Source organism: Pseudescherichia sp. (genome assembly GCF_031979925.1).
Taxonomy (GTDB): Bacteria; Pseudomonadota; Gammaproteobacteria; order Enterobacterales; family Enterobacteriaceae; genus Pseudescherichia.
Genome location: NZ_DALZFB010000005.1, coordinates 88263 through 106680, shown reverse-complemented (window position 1 = coordinate 106680; position 18418 = coordinate 88263). Strand labels below are relative to the sequence as shown.

Annotated in this window: 20 protein-coding genes; 10 read left to right on the top strand and 10 right to left on the bottom strand. The window is 58.9% G+C overall.

Going from position 1 to position 18418, the window contains the following annotated elements; translation table 11 throughout:
* Nucleotides 1-26: 26 nt before the first annotated feature.
* From garK to RTM13_RS10770, 4 genes are all read right to left on the bottom strand, one after another.
* A complete protein-coding gene (garK, locus tag RTM13_RS10785) occupies nt 27-1172 on the bottom strand; it encodes a glycerate 2-kinase (protein ID WP_312212026.1) in 1146 nt (381 codons plus the stop codon).
* Nucleotides 1173-1233: 61 nt separating this feature from the next.
* Complete coding sequence (gene garR / locus RTM13_RS10780; RefSeq protein WP_312212025.1) at nt 1234-2124, bottom strand: 2-hydroxy-3-oxopropionate reductase; 891 nt, start codon at nt 2122-2124, stop codon at nt 1234-1236.
* Between the two features lie 30 nt (nt 2125-2154).
* Nucleotides 2155-2925, bottom strand: coding sequence for a 2-dehydro-3-deoxyglucarate aldolase (garL, locus tag RTM13_RS10775; protein WP_042390201.1), 771 nt, complete (start codon nt 2923-2925; stop codon nt 2155-2157).
* Nucleotides 2926-2951: 26 nt separating this feature from the next.
* Nucleotides 2952-4283: an MFS transporter gene (locus RTM13_RS10770; RefSeq protein WP_312212024.1), complete on the bottom strand. Its 1332-nt coding sequence runs from the start codon at nt 4281-4283 to the stop codon at nt 2952-2954.
* A 409-nt stretch (nt 4284-4692) separates the two neighbouring features.
* On the opposite strand from RTM13_RS10770, the gene garD reads away from it, so the two are divergent.
* Nucleotides 4693-6264: a galactarate dehydratase gene (gene garD, locus RTM13_RS10765; RefSeq protein ID WP_312212023.1), complete on the top strand. Its 1572-nt coding sequence runs from the start codon at nt 4693-4695 to the stop codon at nt 6262-6264.
* A 91-nt stretch (nt 6265-6355) separates the two neighbouring features.
* On the opposite strand, the gene rsmI is transcribed toward garD, so the two are convergent.
* Nucleotides 6356-7216 (bottom strand): 16S rRNA (cytidine(1402)-2'-O)-methyltransferase, encoded by an 861-nt coding sequence (gene rsmI, locus RTM13_RS10760; protein ID WP_312212022.1) that lies wholly within the window; start codon nt 7214-7216, stop codon nt 6356-6358.
* A gap of 62 nt (nt 7217-7278) precedes the next feature.
* On the opposite strand from rsmI, the gene RTM13_RS10755 reads away from it, so the two are divergent.
* Genes RTM13_RS10755 through dolP form a run of 4 tightly spaced genes read left to right on the top strand, consistent with a single transcriptional unit; the run spans nt 7279 to nt 10923 of the window.
* The gene (locus tag RTM13_RS10755) at nt 7279-9372 is read left to right on the top strand and encodes a penicillin-binding protein activator (protein ID WP_312212021.1); all 2094 of its coding nucleotides are present in this window, start codon (nt 7279-7281) and stop codon (nt 9370-9372) included.
* On the top strand, nt 9330-9728 hold the full coding sequence (locus RTM13_RS10750) for a YraN family protein (protein WP_312212020.1): 399 nt from the start codon (nt 9330-9332) through the stop codon (nt 9726-9728). The genes RTM13_RS10755 and RTM13_RS10750 overlap by 43 nt, the downstream gene beginning before the upstream one ends.
* A 19-nt stretch (nt 9729-9747) precedes the next feature.
* Complete coding sequence (diaA, locus tag RTM13_RS10745; RefSeq protein ID WP_103821315.1) at nt 9748-10338, top strand: DnaA initiator-associating protein DiaA; 591 nt, start codon at nt 9748-9750, stop codon at nt 10336-10338.
* Between the two features lie 9 nt (nt 10339-10347).
* Entirely contained in the window at nt 10348-10923 is a 576-nt protein-coding gene (dolP, locus tag RTM13_RS10740; protein ID WP_312212019.1) for a division/outer membrane stress-associated lipid-binding lipoprotein, read from the top strand.
* Nucleotides 10924-11009: 86 nt separating this feature from the next.
* On the opposite strand, the gene RTM13_RS10735 is transcribed toward dolP, so the two are convergent.
* Both RTM13_RS10735 and RTM13_RS10730 read right to left on the bottom strand, forming a co-directional pair.
* Nucleotides 11010-12050 carry a permease gene (locus RTM13_RS10735; RefSeq protein ID WP_312212018.1) on the bottom strand — a complete coding sequence of 347 codons (1041 nt, stop codon included), beginning with the start codon at nt 12048-12050 and terminating at the stop codon, nt 11010-11012.
* A gap of 75 nt (nt 12051-12125) precedes the next feature.
* Entirely contained in the window at nt 12126-12773 is a 648-nt protein-coding gene (locus RTM13_RS10730) for an NAD-dependent epimerase/dehydratase family protein (RefSeq protein WP_312212017.1), read from the bottom strand.
* A 124-nt stretch (nt 12774-12897) separates the two neighbouring features.
* On the opposite strand from RTM13_RS10730, the gene RTM13_RS10725 reads away from it, so the two are divergent.
* Nucleotides 12898-13416 carry a type 1 glutamine amidotransferase domain-containing protein gene (locus RTM13_RS10725; protein ID WP_312212016.1) on the top strand — a complete coding sequence of 173 codons (519 nt, stop codon included), beginning with the start codon at nt 12898-12900 and terminating at the stop codon, nt 13414-13416.
* Here RTM13_RS10725 and RTM13_RS10720 read toward each other — a convergent pair.
* Complete coding sequence (locus tag RTM13_RS10720; RefSeq protein ID WP_312212015.1) at nt 13402-13839, bottom strand: YhbP family protein; 438 nt, start codon at nt 13837-13839, stop codon at nt 13402-13404. The two genes, RTM13_RS10725 and RTM13_RS10720, sit on opposite strands and share 15 nt — an antisense overlap.
* A 53-nt stretch (nt 13840-13892) precedes the next feature.
* Here RTM13_RS10720 and RTM13_RS10715 point away from each other — a divergent pair, with 53 nt between their 5' ends.
* Nucleotides 13893-14195 (top strand): GIY-YIG nuclease family protein, encoded by a 303-nt coding sequence (locus RTM13_RS10715; RefSeq protein ID WP_312212014.1) that lies wholly within the window; start codon nt 13893-13895, stop codon nt 14193-14195.
* Here RTM13_RS10715 and RTM13_RS10710 read toward each other — a convergent pair.
* Both RTM13_RS10710 and RTM13_RS10705 read right to left on the bottom strand, forming a co-directional pair.
* On the bottom strand, nt 14182-14685 hold the full coding sequence (locus RTM13_RS10710; RefSeq protein WP_312212013.1) for an N-acetyltransferase: 504 nt from the start codon (nt 14683-14685) through the stop codon (nt 14182-14184). The two genes, RTM13_RS10715 and RTM13_RS10710, sit on opposite strands and share 14 nt — an antisense overlap.
* Nucleotides 14679-15203, bottom strand: a complete 525-nt coding sequence (locus RTM13_RS10705; protein ID WP_312212012.1) for an SCP2 domain-containing protein — start codon at nt 15201-15203, stop codon at nt 14679-14681. The genes RTM13_RS10710 and RTM13_RS10705 overlap by 7 nt, the downstream gene beginning before the upstream one ends.
* 236 nt (nt 15204-15439) lie before the next feature.
* On the opposite strand from RTM13_RS10705, the gene RTM13_RS10700 reads away from it, so the two are divergent.
* The 3 genes from RTM13_RS10700 to RTM13_RS10690 all read left to right on the top strand — a co-directional run bounded on the left by RTM13_RS10700 (nt 15440) and on the right by RTM13_RS10690 (nt 18407).
* Nucleotides 15440-16435 (top strand): peptidase U32 family protein, encoded by a 996-nt coding sequence (locus RTM13_RS10700; protein ID WP_312212011.1) that lies wholly within the window; start codon nt 15440-15442, stop codon nt 16433-16435.
* Nucleotides 16426-17319, top strand: a complete 894-nt coding sequence (locus RTM13_RS10695; RefSeq protein ID WP_312212010.1) for a U32 family peptidase — start codon at nt 16426-16428, stop codon at nt 17317-17319. The genes RTM13_RS10700 and RTM13_RS10695 overlap by 10 nt, the downstream gene beginning before the upstream one ends.
* A gap of 80 nt (nt 17320-17399) precedes the next feature.
* Nucleotides 17400-18407: a luciferase-like monooxygenase gene (locus RTM13_RS10690; protein WP_312212215.1), complete on the top strand. Its 1008-nt coding sequence runs from the start codon at nt 17400-17402 to the stop codon at nt 18405-18407.
* Nucleotides 18408-18418: the final 11 nt, after the last annotated feature.

Genomic DNA, 18418 nt, shown 5'->3' with positions numbered 1-18418 from the left:
CAGTATAGAGGGTTTACGCCCCGCTGTCACCCCTCCGTCAACATCCCGACCCGTAGGGTGGCGGCAATGTTGCGTGAAGCGCGGTAGATATTGTCGAATGCGCCACGGAAGGCCTCTTCCAGCGTGCCGATGCTGGTCAGCACGCTAAATACCGCATCGATACCGTACTGATGCACGACGCCTACGTCGCGCGTCAGGCTGCCCGCAATGCCGATCACCGGCTTATGGTATTTCTTGGCAACGTTCGCCACGCCCACAGGCACCTTGCCGTGAATGCTCTGGCTATCGATTCGACCTTCGCCGGTGACCACCAGCGTGCAGTCGTGAATATGCTCTTCCAGGTTCAGCGCCTGGGTGACGATCTCAATGCCGCTGCGTAGTTCAGCGCCCAGGAAAGCCATCAGCGCCGCGCCCATACCGCCCGCCGCGCCTGCGCCAGGTACGTTCTTTACGTCCACGCGCAGGGATCTTTTAATCACGTCGGCGTAGTGATTGAGGTTGCTGTCCAGCTCAACGATCTGCGCTTCGGTGGCCCCTTTCTGCGGGCCAAAGATGCGCGATGCGCCCTGCTCCCCCGTCAGCGGGTTCGTCACATCGCAGGCGACACGGATGGTGCACGCTGCCAGACGCGGATCCAGCCCGCTGATGTCGATGGTGTTGAGGCTCATCAGGCTGCCGCCGCCGTGGCCAATCTCAGTGCCGTTCGCATCACACAGCTTCGCGCCCAGCGCCTGCACCATGCCTGCGCCGCCGTCGTTAGTGGCGCTGCCGCCAATGCCAATAATGATATGCCGTGCGCCGTGCTCCAGCGCGTGCAGGATCAGCTCCCCGGTGCCGCGCGAGGTGGTAATCAACGGGTTACGTTGTTCAGGTGGCACGAGGGCCAGTCCGCTGGCAGCGGCCATCTCGATAAAGGCGGTGTTACCGTCGCCGGACATCCCCCAGCGGGCGTCAACGCGCTCCCCCAGCGGGCCGGTCACCGATGCCGTATGCTCCGCACCCTGGGTGGCGGCAATCATCGCCTCGACCGTTCCTTCCCCACCGTCGGCGACCGGAACGGAGACGTACTGCGCGTCCGGAAAAATTTCCCGGAAGCCTTTTTCTATCGCCTGGGCTACCTCGGTAGCAGAGAGGCTTTCTTTATAAGAGTCTGGGGCGATTACGATTTTCATATCAGTAGCCTGTTACTGCACGCGGCATAGATTCCGGGCGCGTCGCCGCGCCCGTTTTTTGTTAGCGAGCGATTTCTACCTTCGCCAGTTTTTCGTAGTAGCACGCAAGGGCGCTATGGTCGTCGTTGCCGTGACCGTCAGCACGCAGCGCCTGCATCATCTCCATCACCGCCGCGGTCAGCGGCAGCTGCGCGCCCACGCCGTGGGAGGTATCCAGCGCGTTCGCCAGATCTTTGATGTGCAGATCGATACGGAAACCTGGCTTGAAGTTGCGATCCAGTACCATCGGCGCTTTCGCCTCCAGCACGGTGCTGCCCGCCAGGCCGCCGCGGATAGCCTGGAATACCAGATCCGGGTTCACGCCTGCTTTGGTTGCCAGACTCAGAGCCTCAGACATGGCGGCAATATTCAGCGCCACGATCACCTGGTTTGCCAGCTTGGTCACGTTGCCCGCGCCGATATCACCGGTGTGCACCACTGAGCCAGCCATCGCTTTCAACAGATCGTAGTACTTATCGAACAGCGCCTTGTCGCCGCCAACCATCACGGAGAGTGTGCCGTCGATCGCTTTCGGTTCCCCGCCGCTCACCGGTGCGTCCAGCATCTGTACGCCTTTCGCCTGCAGCGCGTCGCTGATTTCACGGCTGGCCAGCGGTGCAATGGAGCTCATATCGATCAGCACGGTACCCGCTTTCGCGCCTTCGATAATGCCGCCTTCACCCAGCGCCACCTCTTTCACATGCGGGGAGTTCGGCAGCATGGTGATGATCACATCACACTGCTCGGCAATCTCTTTTGCCGTAGAGGCAGTTTCTGCACCGGCAGCAATCACTTCAGCAACCGCCTCATGATTACGGTCAGAAACCACCAGCGAGTAACCGGCTTTAATGAGGTTTTTACTCATTGGTTTACCCATAATGCCCAGGCCAATGAAACCAACTTTCAGTGTCATAGTGCGTCTCTCTCTTCAGTTCGGTGGTGGTTATTTCTTAAATGAATCAGCTAAGCGCTGGGTTCCGGCGCGGAATACGCCCAGGTCACTGCCAACGGCAACGAAGGTTGCGCCCCACTCCAGGTAGCGGCGCGCATCGGCCTCTACCGGCGCGAGGATGCCGCTTGGCTTACCGTGCGCTTTCGCACGGGCAAAAATGTGCTGGATGCAGCGCTGTACTTCCGGGTGCGATGCATTGCCTAAGTGGCCCAGCGCGGCAGCAAGGTCGCTTGGACCAACGAAGATCCCGTCCACGCCGTCGGTAGCGGCGATGGCATCGACGTTATCCACGCCCTGCTGGCTCTCAATCTGTACCAGAATAGTGATGTTCTTGTTTGCCTGGCCGAAGTAGTCCGGCACGGTGCCAAACATGTTGGCGCGGTGGGAGACCGATACGCCGCGAATGCCCTCTGGCGGATAGCGGGTAGAGGCGACTGCCAGTACGGCCTCCTCTTCGCTCTCGACAAACGGGATCAGGAAGTTGTAGAAGCCGATATCCAGCAGGCGCTTAATAGCAATTGGATCGTTAGCCGGGGCGCGAACCACCGGTGCGCTGCTGCTGCCCTTCAGGGCCATCAGCTGCGGGATAAAGGTCGTAACATCGTTCGGCGCATGTTCGCCGTCCAGCACCAGCCAGTCAAAGCCCGCCAGGCCCAGCACTTCGGTGCTGATTGGGCTTGCCAGCGCGGACCAGCAGCCAATCTGAATCTGATGCGCTGCCAGCGCAGCCTTGAATTTGTTAGGGAAGATATCGTTAGTCATCATCTATACCTTGAAGTAACCGTTGCTTAATTCCGCAGTTCCATACGCTTGATGTCGCCCACCACGAACAGGTAGCAGAACATCGCCATCAGTGCTGAACAGCCGACGAACACCAGTGCAGCGTTAAAGGAGTGCAGCTCGCTGACCAGGTAACCAATTACCAGCGGAGTGACAATGGAGGCCACGTTGCCAAACACGTTAAATACCCCGCCGCACAGTCCAACAATCTCTTTTGGCGCGGTGTCGGAGATGACCGGCCAGCCAAGAGCACCAAACCCTTTCCCGAAGAATGCCAGCGCCATCAGCGTGACCACCAGGGTAGTGTTATCGGTGTAGTTACACAGAATGATGCTCGACGCCAACAGCATGCCCAGAACGATAGGTAGCTTACGCGCCAGGGTGATGGTTGCGCCACGTTTGATCAGGTGATCCGAGAAGACCCCGCCCAGCACGCCACCAGCAAAACCGCACAGCGCCGGGATAGAGGCCACCAGGCCCACTTTCAGAATCGACATCCCCTTCTCCTGCACCAGGTAGATAGGGAACCAGGTGAGGAAGAACCACGTGATGGTGTTGATAAAATACTGACCGAAGAACACGCCCAGCATCATGCGGTTGGTCAATAATTGCTTGATGTAGTGCATTTTCGGACCGCCAGCCGCCGCACCCGGCTTTTTGTGATCCATATCAACCACCGCACCGCCTTTGGTGATGTACTCCAGCTCGCTGGCGGACATGTTCGGATGGTCGGTTGGGTTATGGATAAATTTCACCCACATACCGGTCAGCACAAAGCCAATCACGCCCATCACCGTAAACACATGTTCCCAACCCCAGGCGAAGGTCAGCCAGCCCAGCAGCGGGGAGAAGAGCGCCAGAGAGAAGTACTGGGCAGAGTTGAAAATCGCCGACGCCGTGCCGCGCTCTTTGGTCGGAAACCAGGCGGCAACAATACGGGCGTTCGCCGGGAACGAAGGCGCTTCAGAGAAGCCGAGCATAAAGCGCATGATGAACATCGAAACGCCAGCCCAGGCCAGCGGGAAGACATCCACAAACCCTTGCAGGAAGGTGAACAGCGACCAGAAAAAGAGGCTGTAAGTGTATACTTTTTTCGAACCGTAGCGGTCCAGCAGCCAGCCGCCGGGGATCTGCATCAGCAGGTAGGCCCAGCCGAAGGCGGAGAAGATGTAGCCCATAGAGACGGCGCTGAGCTGTAACTCTTTGGCGACTTCGGTCCCGGCAATGGAGAGCGTTGCGCGGTCCGCATAGTTAATCGCCGTAACGATAAAGATAATGAGCAAGATTAAATAGCGGGTAGGCATACCCTTTTTTGATTCAACGGCAGTATCCAGTATCATTTATTTATCCTCGGGCACGGTACTCTATTCTTATCGTTATATGAGGTGTATTTTCCTGATTATTTATCGATAGCAGGTAATATCAGGTAACTAACCAGATGCAATGAAATCGTGAATCAGTATAATCAGGCCACAAACATCACGCATTGTTGCTTTGCTCAATTAATAAATGACTTTAAGCGATTATATTGAGCATATGCACAAGTCGCTGGGCGCTGATCCACAGATTTAGGCATTCGCCCTGCCGCCGGGCCTGTTACAGCAATAATGAGTGATCTGGATCACATTCTTCACCGGAAACTCCTGACACTATTTATTCCATAGCAATGTTGTTTATTTCCGATAACAAGAAACATGATACGCATTTTCCCGTTTTTGTTATCCCATACCTGGCGGAGAATACTGGACAATGGCCGACATCGAAATTAGACAAGAATCGCCAACGGCGTTTTATATTAAGGTTCATGAAACCGATAACGTGGCGATTATTGTCAATGACAATGGCTTAAGAGCCGGGACGCGTTTCCCGGATGGGCTTGAACTCATTGAGCATATCCCACAGGGGCATAAAGTGGCGCTGGTGGATATTCCCGCGCACGGTGACATTGTCCGCTACGGTGAAGTGATCGGCTACGCGGTGCGCGATATTGCCCGGGGCAGCTGGATCGATGAGTCCACCGTGGAGTTGCCGACAGCACCGCCGCTAAACACCCTGCCGCTGGCAACTAAGGTGCCGGAGCCGCTGCCCGCCCTTGAGGGTTACACCTTTGAAGGCTATCGCAACGCCGACGGCAGCGTCGGGACGAAAAACCTGCTGGGTATCACCACCAGCGTACACTGCGTCGCGGGCGTGGTGGACTACGTGGTTAAAATTATCGAGCGCGACCTGCTGCCGAAATACCCGAACGTTGACGGCGTGGTCGGTCTGAACCACCTCTACGGCTGTGGCGTGGCGATCAATGCCCCGGCAGCGGTGGTGCCTATCCGCACCATCCATAACATCGCCCTGAACCCCAACTTCGGCGGCGAAGTGATGGTGGTAGGCCTCGGCTGTGAGAAGCTCCAGCCGGAGCGCCTGCTGCAGGGGACGGAAGACGTGCAGGCTATCGCGGTCGACAGCGCCAGCATCGTGCGCCTGCAGGATGAGCAGCACGTCGGCTTCCGCTCGATGGTTGACGATATTCTTCAGGTTGCCGAGCGCCACCTCATCAAGCTCAACGCTCGCCAGCGTGAAACCTGCCCGGCTTCCGAGCTGGTAGTGGGTATGCAGTGCGGCGGCAGCGACGCCTTCTCCGGCGTAACCGCTAACCCGGCGGTAGGCTATGCCTCTGACCTGCTGGTCCGCTGCGGTGCGACAGTGATGTTCTCTGAAGTGACCGAGGTGCGTGATGCTATCCATCTTCTCACCCCGCGCGCGATCAACGAGGAGGTGGGTAAACGCCTGCTGGAGGAGATGGCCTGGTACGATAACTATCTCGACATGGGTAAAACCGACCGCAGCGCCAACCCCTCGCCAGGTAACAAGAAAGGCGGCCTGGCTAACGTGGTTGAGAAAGCGCTTGGCTCTATCGCTAAATCCGGTCAGAGCGCCATCGTGGAAGTGCTCTCCCCGGGCCAGCGCCCAACGAAGCGTGGCCTGATCTACGCGGCTACCCCTGCCAGCGACTTCGTTTGCGGCACTCAGCAGGTAGCTTCCGGGATCACCGTCCAGGTATTCACCACCGGGCGCGGTACGCCGTACGGCCTGGTGGCGGTGCCGGTAATCAAGATGGCGACCCGTACCGAGCTGGCTAACCGCTGGTACGATCTGATGGATATCAACGCCGGAACGATTGCGACCGGCGAAGAGAGCATTGAGGACGTCGGCTGGAAGCTGTTCCGCTTCATCCTTGACGTGGCCAGCGGCCGCAAGAAAACCTTCTCGGATCAGTGGGGCCTACACAACCAGCTGGCGGTGTTTAACCCGGCTCCGGTGACGTGATGTTTTTGCCGGGCGGCGCTGCGCTTGCCCGGCCTACGGTACATCAGCAATTTCTTCCGACATTCTTCCGACACGCTGAATGTCGGTAACCTTATTCCTGCTGCTCCAGGGCGTACTTATAGAGGGCGTTCTTCTTCACGCCGTGGATCTCCGCGGCCAGCGCGGCGGCTTTTTTCAGCGGCAGCTCAGCCTGCAGCAGCGCCAGGGTGCGCAGCGCGTCGGCAGGCAGATCCTCCTCCTGAGCCTTATGCCCTTCGACGATCAGCACCATCTCCCCTTTACGGCGGTTTTCGTCTTCCTTCACCCACGCCAGCAGCTCGCCGATAGGCGCGCCGTGGATCGACTCCCAGGTTTTGGTCAGCTCACGGGCCAGCACCACGTAGCGGGATTCGCCCAGCACGGTACAGATGTCCTCCAGGCTATCCAGCAGGCGGTGGGTAGATTCATAGAAGATCAGGGTGCGCGGCTCGGCCTCCAGCGCTTTTAGCGTGTCGCGGCGACCTTTGGATTTGGCAGGCAGGAAGCCTTCATAGCAGAAGCGATCCGACGGCAGCCCGGCGGCGCTGAGGGCGGCGATAGCGGCGCAGGGGCCAGGGAGCGGCACCACGCGGATCCCCGCCTCGCGGCAGGAGCGTACCAGGTGATAGCCGGGATCGTTGATCAGCGGCGTTCCGGCGTCGGAAACGAGGGCGATGTTCTGCCCCTCTTTAAGCTTCGCCACCAGCGTCTCCGCCTTCTGCTGCTCGTTGTGGTCGTGAAGCGCAAACAGGCGGGCGCTAATGGCGAAATGCTGCAACAGCAGGCCAGTGTGGCGGGTATCCTCTGCGGCAACTAAATCAACGCTTTGCAACACGGTCAGCGCGCGCTGGGTGATATCAGCCAAATTCCCGATTGGCGTGGGTACAATATAGAGCTGACCTTGAGAATTCTCCGCCGATTCGTGTTGTTTCATTGTTTCATCCGTATTGCCGATTTAATATTGAGCATTGCGAAAAAAATATCACTGGATACAGAATGGTACAGTCAACATTTTTCCGTTTAAAAGCAGCGCGTTGTCTGCCCGTCGTACTCGCCGCCCTGCTTTTTGCCGGCTGTGGTACACAGACGCCAGACCAGAGCAGCGCGCACATGCAGGGCACGGCGCAGGCTGATTCTGGCTTTTATCTCAGCCAGATGCAGCAAAGCACTGATGATACCAAGACCAACTGGCAATTACTCGCCATTCGTGCCCTGCTGAAAGAGGGCAAAAGCCAGCAGGCGGGTGAGCTGTTTAGCCAGCTGCCGCAGGAGCTGACCGATACCCAGCGTAAAGAGCAGTCGCTGCTGGCCGTTGAGCTTAAGCTGGTGCAGAAGGATTTTGCTGGCGCGCAGGCGCTGCTGGATAAGCTGAAGCCCGCCGATTTCGAGGGTAACCAGCTGGCACGCTACTGGCAGGCGCAGATCGACGCCAGCCAGGGCCGTCCGTCGCTGACGCTGCTGCGGGCCTTAATTGCCCAGGAGCCGCTGCTGGCAGCGAAGGATAAGCAGAAAAATATCGACGCGACCTGGCAGGCACTCTCCTCTATGACGCCGGAGCAGGCGCAGGCGCTGGTGATCAACGCCGATGAGAACGTACTGCAGGGCTGGCTTGATCTCCAGCGCGTCTGGTTCGATAACCGTACCGATCCAAACATGCTGAAGGCAGGGATCAGCGACTGGCAGACCCGCTATCCGCAAAACCCCGGTGCGAAGATGCTGCCGACCGCGTTAACCAACGTGCAAAATTTTAAACCGGCTTCTACCAACAAAATTGCTCTGCTGCTGCCGCTGAACGGCCAGGCCGCGGTTTATGGCCGTGCTATCCAGCAGGGTTTTGAAGCGGCGAAGAACGGCGCACCTGCCGTGAGCGGCCCGGCAACGCCTGTCCAGGTTGCCCAGGCGGCGACAACGGGAGACGCTGACGTGGTTAGCCCCTCCCAGGCACCGGTGGATGAGCTGACCCAAACGCAGCCTGCCGCACCGGTAGAGGCCCCGGTGACCGCCCCTGAAGCGACTCAGGCCCCAGCACCCGCGGACACAGCCGCGCCAGTGAGTGCCCCTGAAACACAGGCACCGCCAGCCGCGACCCCAGCGGTAGCCAGCGCGCCGGCGAATCCCTCTGCCGAGCTGAAAATTTACGACACCAGCTCGCAGCCGCTCGATCAGATCCTCAACCAGGTCCAGCAGGATGGTGCCAGTATCGTAGTGGGGCCGCTGTTAAAGGGTAACGTTGAAGAGCTGATGCGCAGCAACACCGCCCTTAACGTGCTGGCCCTGAACCAGCCAGAGTCGGTGCAGAGCCGGGCGAACATCTGCTACTTCGCCCTCTCGCCGGAAGATGAGGCCCGCGACGCCGCCCACCATATGTGGGATCAGGGCCGCCGCGCACCGCTGCTGCTGGTTCCGCGCAGCTCGCTGGGTGATCGGGTCACCACCGCCTTTGCCGATGAGTGGCAGAAACTGGGCGGCGGCACCGTGCTGCAGCAGAAGTTCGGCTCCACGGCTGAACTGAAGATGGGTATTAACGGCGGGTCCGGTATCGCTCTGACCGGCACGCCGGTGACCTCCAGCCTGCCGCAGCAGCAGGGGGTGACTATCGGCGGCCTGACCATCCCTGCTCCGCCGACCGAAGCGCAGATCACCGGCGGTGGCAACGTCGATGCGGCCTATATCCTGGCAACGCCGAACGAGATCGCGCTCATCAAGCCGATGATCGCTATGCGCACCGGCAGCCACAGCGGTGCGGCTCTCTACGCCAGCTCGCGCAGCGCTCAGGGCGGCGCTGGCCCCGACTTCCGTCTCGAGATGGAGGGATTACAGTTTAGCGAAATCCCGATGCTGGCAGGCAGCAACCCTGCGCTGATGCAGCAGGCGCTGGGCAGCGTCAACAACGACTACTCGCTGGCACGCCTGTATGCCATGGGCGTTGATGCGTGGGCGCTGGCTAACCACTTCGCCCAGATGCGCCAGGTTCCTGGCTTTGAGATCAGCGGCAATACCGGCGATCTCTCGGCTACTCCAGACTGCGTGATTAACAGGAAGTTATCATGGCTCAAATACCAGCAGGGGCAGATCGTCCCGGCCAGTTAAGCCGTAAACAGGCCGGCGACGCGTGGGAAGCAACGGCGCGCCGCTGGCTGGAGGGCAAAGGACTGCGTTTTATCGCCGCCAACGTGCGTTCACGTGGCGGCGAGATTGACCTGATTATGCGCCAGGGTCCAACAACCGTCTTCGTTGAGGTTCGCTACCGTAAAACGGCCCGCTACGGTGGCGCAGCGGCCAGCATTACCCGCAGTAAACAGTTGAAACTTCTGTCGGCGGCGCGTTTTTGGCTTGCCCGGCACAATGGGAGTTTTGACACTGTGGATTGCCGGTTCGATGTGGTAGCCTTCACCGGAAACGACGTGGAGTGGATACAAGACGCCTTTAATGACCACTCATACTAGCTGACAAATAGGGATCACCGTGCTCGAAAGAATTAAAGTCTGCTTTACGGAAAGTATTCAAACCCAGATTGCGGCGGCGGAAGCCCTGCCGGATGCGATCTCCCGTGCAGCCATGACCCTGGTTCACTCCCTGCTTAACGGTAACAAAATCCTCTGCTGTGGCAACGGTACCTCTGCCGCCAACGCCCAGCATTTTGCTGCCAGCATGATCAATCGCTTCGAAACCGAGCGTCCGAGCCTGCCGGCGATTGCACTAAATACTGATAACGTGGTCTTAACCGCGATCGCCAACGATCGGCTGCATGATGAGATCTATGCCAAACAGGTGCGCGCACTCGGTCATGCCGGCGACGTGCTGCTGGCGATCTCCGCCCGGGGTAACAGCCGGGATATCGTAAAGGCCGTTGAGGCAGCCGTCACGCGCGATATGACCATCGTTGCCCTCACCGGCTACGACGGCGGCGAGCTGGCGGGTCTTCTGGGACCACAGGATGTCGAAATTCGTATTCCTTCCCACCGCAGCGCACGCATTCACGAGATGCATATGCTGACGGTGAACTGCCTTTGCGATCTGATTGATAACACGCTTTTTCCTCACCAGGATGATTAAGGAGTAGACATGAAGGCATTTACGCCCCTTGCGGTAATACTCTCCGCGCTGCTGCTTCAGGGATGTGTCGCAGCGGCCGTGGTCGGCAGCGCTGCCGTAGGCACCAAAGCAGCCACCGATCCGCGTACCGTGGGCACGCAGGTTGATGACGGAACGCTGGAGCTGCGCGTTAACAGCGCGCTGGCTAAAGACGAGCAGATTAAGAAGAGCGCACGCATCAACGTGACCGCTTACCAGGGTAAAGTCCTGCTGGTCGGCCAGGCACCGAATACCGAACTGGCCTCGCGTGCGAAGCAGATTGCGATGGGGGTCGAGGGGGCAACGGAGGTCTATAACGAGATCCGCCAGGGTCAGCCGATTAGCCTCGGCACCGCCTCGTCAGACACCTGGATCACCACCAAGGTGCGCTCTCAGCTGCTGGGTAGCGATCAGGTGAAATCGTCGAACGTGAAGGTGACCACCGAAAACGGCGAGGTGTTCCTGCTGGGACTGGTGACGGAGCGTGAAGCCGCCGCCGCCGCCGATACCGCCAGCCGCGTGTCGGGCGTCAAGCACGTCACTACGGCGTTTACGTTTATTAAGTAGTGAGTTAATAACGCCCGGTGGCGCGAAGCTTACCGGGCCTACACGTTCCGTAGGCCGGATAAGCGCAGCGCCATCCGGCGTTTTTCTTACAGTAAAGCCAGCGCTCCCACAATCATTCCCCCCACAGCCACCAGTCCACCGGTTAGCCACAGCGCCTTCGCCGGGAAGGATTTGCGCAGCATAATCAGCGACGGCAGGCTTACCGCAGGCAGCGTGATGAGCAGCGCCAGCGCGGGAGCCACGCCCATCCCAGCCATCATCATGGTCTGCACGATAGGAATTTCCGCCGCCGTCGGGATGACAAACAGGCAGCCAACGATAGCCATCCCCATTACCCACAGCAGTGAGTTGTCGATAGCGCCATCGGCATGGGGGAAGAGCCAGACCCGCGCCGCACCCAGCAGCAGAACCGCCAGAATGTAGACCGGGATGGTGCTCCAGAACAGCGTCCACAGTGCCCGGCCCCAGCGCGCCATAAATCCGCCCTGCGGCTCGGCGGCGATGACCGTTTCAGGCAACGGCGAGGGACGGTTGCTCTCCTTCACCCAGCGCTGCACCAGCAGGGCCACGCCCGGCACAATCGCCAGACCGGCTAGCAAGCGAATCAGAGCGAAGTGCCAGCCCAGCACAAAGCCCATAAATACCAGCGTCGCCGGGTTCAGCAGCGGGTTACCCATCCAGAACGCCAGCGCGCCGCCCATCGACACCTGTTGGCGACGCAGCCCGGCGGTAACCGGTGCGGCACAGCAGGAGCACATCATGCCCGGCAGAGAGAAGAGCGTGCCAAACAGCGTGCCGCCAACGCGCTTCTGGCCGAGAGTACGCAGCAGCCAGTCGCGGGGAATAAGCACCTGCACTAGCGAGCCGAGAAGGACGCCCAGCACCGCTGCTTTCCAGACCGCGAGGAAGTAGACCATCGCGTAATCGAGTGCGGCTCGCAGCGGATTGGCTTCGGCGTTAGCAAGAATGGATTTGCCGATGCTGTGGGTTTCGGCGGCGGTAAAGGCCTTACCGTAGTAGGGCTGCCACTTTACATACCAGAGCCCAACGATAACGACGAGAAAAAAGAGTGCGGGCTTCCACCATTGGACAGGTGTTACCGCCTGAGATGAAGACTGACCAGTCATTGCATTCCCCGGAAAGATGTATGGATTATTATTGGCCGGAAGATACTACGCCTGACTGGACACTTTTGGAAACAGTTAATTCTCCTCCCCGATGGCAATCGCATGCAGCTGCTCGGAGGTCAAAAAAGTGACCCTCTCGCGGCAGGGGGAGAACGCCGTCAAGAGCATCGCACGGGCTACGTCGCGTGCCTCAATGGATTTCCACTTGCCGGGCAGCAGGTGCAGCATCGGCCCCAGCAGGGATTCACCAAACCGCTGTTTCGCCCGGCGGCCCAGCAGCATTGCCGGACGGGCAAAGGTCAGGCGCGGCCAATCCTGGGCGATCAAGGCTTCTTCCATCTTCCCTTTCACCCGGTTATAGAAAAAGGGCGAGCTGGCATTGGCACCCATCGCGCTAACCACCAGCATATGCTTGGCCCCGAGCCGCAGTCCGGCCAGCGCGGTATCCACTACCAGCGTGTAGTCAGCATGAATAAACGCCTCTTTGCTGCCTGCTTCCCGGCGGGTCGTGCCGAGGCAGCAGAAGACCATGTCGATAGGATCGGTGACCTGGGCCAGCGCATCGGTGAGCTGGCGATCGCAGGGGTTAAATACCCCCGGCATGCCCAGCAGAGGCCGCCGTGTCGGGGCGGCAATATAGTTGACCCGCCGCTCCTGAATCAGCATACGCAGCAGGTGGGAGCCAACCAGCCCGGTCGCTCCGGTAATCAGTACCTGACTCATCTCGCCTCCTTTTGCAGATTAGTCCGCCTTGCAATGTGAGGTCGCTGAACCACACTTGTATATACGTCATTATTAACGATAGATGGCGAAATAACCCATCCAGAGCTAAAACAATGGAGGAAACATGGGCAAGAAAATCGCAGTCTTGATCACTGACGACTTTGAAGATTCAGAATTTACTTCCCCGGCCGAAGCGTACCGTAAAGCGGGCCACGAGGTTATCACCATTGAGAAGGAAGCCGGGAAAACCGTGAAGGGGAAACAGGGCGAAGCCAGCGTCACCATTGATAAGTCGATTGATGAGGTAACCCCAGCAGAGTTTGATGCCCTGCTGCTGCCAGGCGGTCACTCTCCGGACTCCCTGCGCGGCGACGAGCGCTTTGTCTCCTTTACCCGCGATTTTGTGAACTCCGGCAAGCCAGTATTTGCTATTTGCCACGGCCCGCAGCTGCTGATCAGCGCTGAAGTGGTTCGCGGACGTAAGCTGACGGCGGTTAAGCCGATCGTTATCGATCTGAAAAACGCCGGCGTGGAGTTCTACGATCAGGAAGTGGTGAATGATAACGATCAGCTGATCACCAGCCGTACGCCTGACGATCTGCCCGCATTTAACCGGGAAACTCTGCGTCTACTGGGGAACTGATCCCCGTAGCCAGTGAAGCTTTTTGCCAAAACCCAGGGTGTTGTCGGTAAACTTTATTTCGTCCAGTAAGATCTCCCATACCGGGGCCGACATCGCTCTGGCAACCGGAAAGCGACGGTTATAGCGCTCACGCGCGGCCTCGCTTTCCGCCCCCTCCAGACGCCTAATCTCGCCTTTAAACTGTACGCCGCGAATGAGGGCGACCGTCTTCGGCTGGCCGTTAACCGTGCCCGCAACCGGGGCGTGATGACCACTCATCTGCGCATGGCGGGTGCGATCCTCACTCATTACGTAGAAAGCAATCCGCTGCGGATCGTAGTAGTAAAAAGCGTTGGCGCACCATAGATCGCCTTCGCTGGCGACGCACCAGGTGACCACGTGCTGTTTGGCCAGCCAGCGATGAATGGCGGGGAGAGTTTCCATTTTTTATCTACCTCATGCTAAGGTGCGATCACCTTATCCTGTTAAATCACGCTATGACGCCCTGGTTTTTATATCTTATCCGTACCGCCGATGATGCCCTCTATACTGGCATCACCACTGACGTTGCCCGCCGTTTCACCCAGCATCAGACAGGGAAAGGGGCAAAGGCGCTGCGCGGCAAAGGGGCGCTGCAACTGGCCTTTTCAGCACCAGTAGGTGAGCGCTCACTAGCTTTGAAAATTGAGTACCGGATCAAACAGCTAACGAAGCGCCAGAAAGAGCGCCTCGTTGCCGGGGATGGATCGTTTGATACGCTGCTGGCGGCCTTGCTGCCCCAGCCGCTTAAACACGATTGAAGTGTTCGTGATACTCCACCAGGCCATGCACGCCGTTTAAGGCATCATCCGCCAGGCGATGTACCTGGAAGGCGCTCTCCGTGCCCGGCCAGCGGCAGTGGAGATCGTAGTGTGCCGCCCGCTCAAAGCCGAGACGCTGATAGAAGCCGGCCTCACCCAGCGCAACCACGGCGGCGTAACCGAACTCGTTGAGCGAATCCAGCCCTTCATAAACCAGCTGGCGTGCCAGCCCCTGGCCACGATAGTGCTCATCTACCGCCAGCGGCGCAAGGCCGACCCACTGCAGATCTTCACCCTCAACGTCCACCGGGCTAAAGGCAACGTAGCCGACAACCTGACCTTCATCATCGGTGGCGACAAGCCCCAGGGTAATCAAGCCGTCTTCCCGCAGGGAGTGGACCAGGTTAGCTTCGCTATCCCCGTCGAACGCGCGGCGGAGAAGTGCATCAATGCCTGGCGCATCGATAGGTATTTCGACTCGAATTAGCATGGCTCACCTACAGAAGTTGGTTTAGTCGCAGGCGGCGCTTGCAGGCCAGCCTCGACGAACTCCGCCAGTTGCAGCAGCATGATGCGCAGCGGTTTAGGCATCTGCTCCAGCTCAATGGCGTCCATCAGGTTCTTAACGTATAACCCCAGTTCGGTATCGCCTTCAATCACCAGCCGGCGCTGGAAGAACAGCGTGTCCGGATCCTGCTTGCGTGCGGCAATCATCAGCAGATCGCTGGCATCGGCGCTAAAGCTAACGTCGGCAGCGGCAGACTCACGCACAATTAACTGCTCATTCTCAACGGAAGTAAACCACCTGAGGCCAATATCGCGTACTTCAATGCTCAACCAGCGACCCTCCAGGAACTCCAGCTCGCCATCTGCCAGCGCCTGCTGAAACTGCCAGCGCAGAAGCTGCTCCAGCACCTGACGTTTAAGCGTAAAAGGCGCGAGCTTCACCGGCACGCGCAGCAGAGACGGCGCGGCATGAACGAGACGTGAGCGCAGTATATCCAACACAAGCTTTACTCCCTGATATGAAAAGTCTGGCTATTCTGCCATAACCCCGAACTCACATAGCGGCATAAATCAACAATTGCGCAGATGAAACTACCCCCTATTCCCCCCATCAATACGCGATTAGCTGCCTTAAATCAAAAATTGTCGCCGAAGGGTTAACTAAAATCCCAGTTCGTTAACAATTTTTGCACCTTACGGTGCATGCGGGCCACCCGGCCCCTGACCTGGGATACACTATGGAGTTGCTCTGCCCGGCCGGAAACCTACCGGCATTGAAGGCGGCTATCGAAAACGGTGCCGACGCTGTCTATATAGGCCTGAAGGATGATACCAACGCCCGTCATTTTGCGGGTCTCAACTTCACTGAGAAGAAGCTGCAGGAAGCAGTCAATTTCGTCCACCAGCGGCGTAAAAAGCTGCATATTGCGATCAATACTTTTGCCCACCCCGACGGCTACGTTCGCTGGCAGCGGGCGGTGGATATGGCCGCCCAGCTGGGGGCTGACGCGCTGATCCTCGCCGATCTGGCGATGCTGGAGTACGCCGCCGAGCGCTATCCGCACATTGAACGCCACGTCTCGGTGCAGGCCTCCGCCACCAACGACGAGGCGATCCGCTTCTACCACCGCCACTTTGACGTTGCCCGCGTAGTGCTGCCGCGCGTGCTGTCGATCCATCAGGTGAAACAGCTGGCCCGCACCTCGCCGGTGCCGCTGGAGGTGTTTGCCTTCGGCAGCCTGTGCATTATGGCCGAGGGACGCTGCTACCTCTCCTCATGGTTAACCGGTGAATCGCCTAATACCGTAGGGGCCTGCTCCCCTGCCCGCTTTGTCCGCTGGCAGCAGACGCCGCAGGGGCTGGAGTCGCGCCTTAATGAGGTGCTAATTGACCGCTATCAGGAGGGTGAGAACGCAGGCTATCCGACGCTGTGCAAAGGCCGCTACCACGTCGACGACGAGCGCTACCACGTGCTGGAAGAGCCAACCAGCCTGAATACGCTGGAGCTGCTGCCCGAGCTGTTGAAGGCAAATATCGCCTCGGTGAAGATCGAGGGACGCCAGCGCAGCCCGGCCTACGTCAGCCAGGTGGCAAAGGTGTGGCGTCAGGCCATCGACCGCTGCATGGCCTCACCGGAAAGCTATGCCCCACAGCCGGCATGGATGGAGACCCTCGGCGCAATGTCTGAAGGAACGCAGACAACTCTTGGCGCGTATCACCGTAAATGGCAGTGAGAGATAAAATGAAATATTCATTAGGACCGGTTCTCTACTACTGGTCAAAAGAGACGCTGGAGGATTTCTACCGGCAGGCGGCCAGCAGCAGCGCCGATACCATCTATCTGGGCGAAGCGGTATGCAGCAAGCGGCGAGCTACAAAAGTAGGCGACTGGCTGGCAATGGCTAAATCCCTCGCCGGGAGCGGTAAACAGGTCGTGCTCTCTACTCTGGCGCTGGTGCAGGCCGCCTCGGAGCTGGGCGAGCTTAAGCGCTACGTGGAGAACGGTGATTTCCTGCTGGAGGCGAGCGATCTGGGCGTAGTGAACATGTGCGCCGAACGTAAGCTGCCGTTTGTCGCTGGGCACGCCCTGAACTGCTATAACGCGGTCACCCTGCGCCTGCTGCTGAAGCAGGGCATGGTGCGCTGGTGTATGCCGGTGGAGCTGTCCCGCGACTGGCTGGCGAACCTGCTTAATCAGTGCGACGAGCTAGGCATCCGCGAGCAGTTTGAGGTGGAGGTATTGAGCTACGGCCATCTGCCGCTGGCCTACTCCGCCCGCTGCTTTACCGCCCGCTCCGAGGATCGCCCTAAGGACGAGTGCGAAACCTGCTGCATTAAGTATCCCACCGGGCGCAACGTGCTCACCCAGGAGAACCAACAGGTGTTTGTCCTGAACGGCATCCAGACCATGAGCGGCTATATCTACAACCTCGGCAACGAGCTGACCTCAATGCAGGGGCTGGTGGATATGGTGCGCCTCTCACCGCTGGGGACGGAGACCTTTGCCATGCTCGACGCCTTCCGCGCCAATGAAAACGGTGCTGCGCCGTTGCCGCTGACGGCAAACAGCGACTGCAACGGCTACTGGAAGCGCCTCGCTGGCCTCGAGCTGGTATGAAAAAAAGCTCACTTTGTTAACTACGGTAATCAATTTTTAATGCAGTATTAAAAGATTGCCGTCGACAAAGTGAGCATATGATGACTGACAAAACCGTTTCCTTCTCGGTGCTGGACTTAGCCCCGATCCCGCAGGGCGCTACGGCCCGTGATGCGTTCCACCGCTCCCTGGATTTAGCCCAGCTGGCAGAGAAGCGCGGCTATCGCCGCTTCTGGCTGGCCGAGCACCACAATATGACCGGCATCGCCAGCGCGGCGACGTCGGTGCTGATTGGCTACCTGGCCGCCAATACCCAGACGCTGCACCTTGGCTCCGGCGGCGTGATGCTGCCTAACCACGCCCCGCTGGTGATCGCCGAGCAGTTTGGCACGTTGAATACGCTCTATCCGGGACGTATCGATCTGGGCCTGGGCCGTGCGCCGGGCAGCGACCAGCGGACCATGATGGCTCTGCGCCGCCACATGAGCGGCGATATCGATAACTTCCCGCGCGACGTGGCGGAGCTGGTGGACTGGTTTGACGCCCGCGATCCGAATCCGCACGTCCGTCCGGTCCCGGGCTACGGGGAGAAGATCCCGGTGTGGCTGCTTGGCTCCAGCCTCTATAGCGCCCAGCTTGCTGCCCAGCTGGGGCTGCCGTTTGCCTTTGCCTCGCACTTTGCCCCGGATATGCTCTTCCAGGCTCTGCACCTCTACCGCACCAACTTCAAGCCCTCCGCGCGGCTGGAGAAACCCTATGCGATGGTGTGCATTAACATTGTTGCCGCCGATAGCAACCGCGACGCCGAGTTTCTGTTTACCTCAATGCAGCAGGCGTTTGTGAAGCTGCGCCGGGGCGAAACCGGCCAGCTGCCAGCGCCGATTGCCGATATGGGATCCTTCTGGTCGCCGTCCGAGCAGTATGGCGTCCAGCAGGCGCTGAGCATGTCGCTGGTAGGAGATAAAACTAAAGTGCGTCACGGGCTGGAGTCGATTCTTCGTGAAACTCAGGCCGATGAGATCATGGTCAACGGCCAGATTTTCGATCATCAGGCGCGGCTGCATTCGTTCGAGCTGGCGATGCAGGTGAAAGAGGAACTATTAGGGTAGTTTTTTAATTG

Excerpts from the sequence above, each read along its gene's own strand:
- garK (WP_312212026.1), bottom strand. The coding sequence starts at position 1,172 with ATGAAAATCGTAATCGCCCCAGACTCTTATAAAGAAAGCCTCTCTGCT.
- garR (WP_312212025.1), bottom strand. The coding sequence starts at position 2,124 with ATGACACTGAAAGTTGGTTTCATTGGCCTGGGCATTATGGGTAAACCA.
- garL (WP_042390201.1), bottom strand. The coding sequence starts at position 2,925 with ATGACTAACGATATCTTCCCTAACAAATTCAAGGCTGCGCTGGCAGCG.
- RTM13_RS10770 (WP_312212024.1), bottom strand. The coding sequence starts at position 4,283 with ATGATACTGGATACTGCCGTTGAATCAAAAAAGGGTATGCCTACCCGC.
- garD (WP_312212023.1), top strand. The coding sequence starts at position 4,693 with ATGGCCGACATCGAAATTAGACAAGAATCGCCAACGGCGTTTTATATT.
- rsmI (WP_312212022.1), bottom strand. The coding sequence starts at position 7,216 with ATGAAACAACACGAATCGGCGGAGAATTCTCAAGGTCAGCTCTATATT.
- RTM13_RS10755 (WP_312212021.1), top strand. The coding sequence starts at position 7,279 with ATGGTACAGTCAACATTTTTCCGTTTAAAAGCAGCGCGTTGTCTGCCC.
- RTM13_RS10750 (WP_312212020.1), top strand. The coding sequence starts at position 9,330 with ATGGCTCAAATACCAGCAGGGGCAGATCGTCCCGGCCAGTTAAGCCGT.
- dolP (WP_312212019.1), top strand. The coding sequence starts at position 10,348 with ATGAAGGCATTTACGCCCCTTGCGGTAATACTCTCCGCGCTGCTGCTT.
- RTM13_RS10735 (WP_312212018.1), bottom strand. The coding sequence starts at position 12,050 with ATGACTGGTCAGTCTTCATCTCAGGCGGTAACACCTGTCCAATGGTGG.
- RTM13_RS10730 (WP_312212017.1), bottom strand. The coding sequence starts at position 12,773 with ATGAGTCAGGTACTGATTACCGGAGCGACCGGGCTGGTTGGCTCCCAC.
- RTM13_RS10725 (WP_312212016.1), top strand. The coding sequence starts at position 12,898 with ATGGGCAAGAAAATCGCAGTCTTGATCACTGACGACTTTGAAGATTCA.
- RTM13_RS10720 (WP_312212015.1), bottom strand. The coding sequence starts at position 13,839 with ATGGAAACTCTCCCCGCCATTCATCGCTGGCTGGCCAAACAGCACGTG.
- RTM13_RS10715 (WP_312212014.1), top strand. The coding sequence starts at position 13,893 with ATGACGCCCTGGTTTTTATATCTTATCCGTACCGCCGATGATGCCCTC.
- RTM13_RS10710 (WP_312212013.1), bottom strand. The coding sequence starts at position 14,685 with ATGCTAATTCGAGTCGAAATACCTATCGATGCGCCAGGCATTGATGCA.
- RTM13_RS10700 (WP_312212011.1), top strand. The coding sequence starts at position 15,440 with ATGGAGTTGCTCTGCCCGGCCGGAAACCTACCGGCATTGAAGGCGGCT.
- RTM13_RS10695 (WP_312212010.1), top strand. The coding sequence starts at position 16,426 with ATGGCAGTGAGAGATAAAATGAAATATTCATTAGGACCGGTTCTCTAC.
- RTM13_RS10690 (WP_312212215.1), top strand. The coding sequence starts at position 17,400 with ATGACTGACAAAACCGTTTCCTTCTCGGTGCTGGACTTAGCCCCGATC.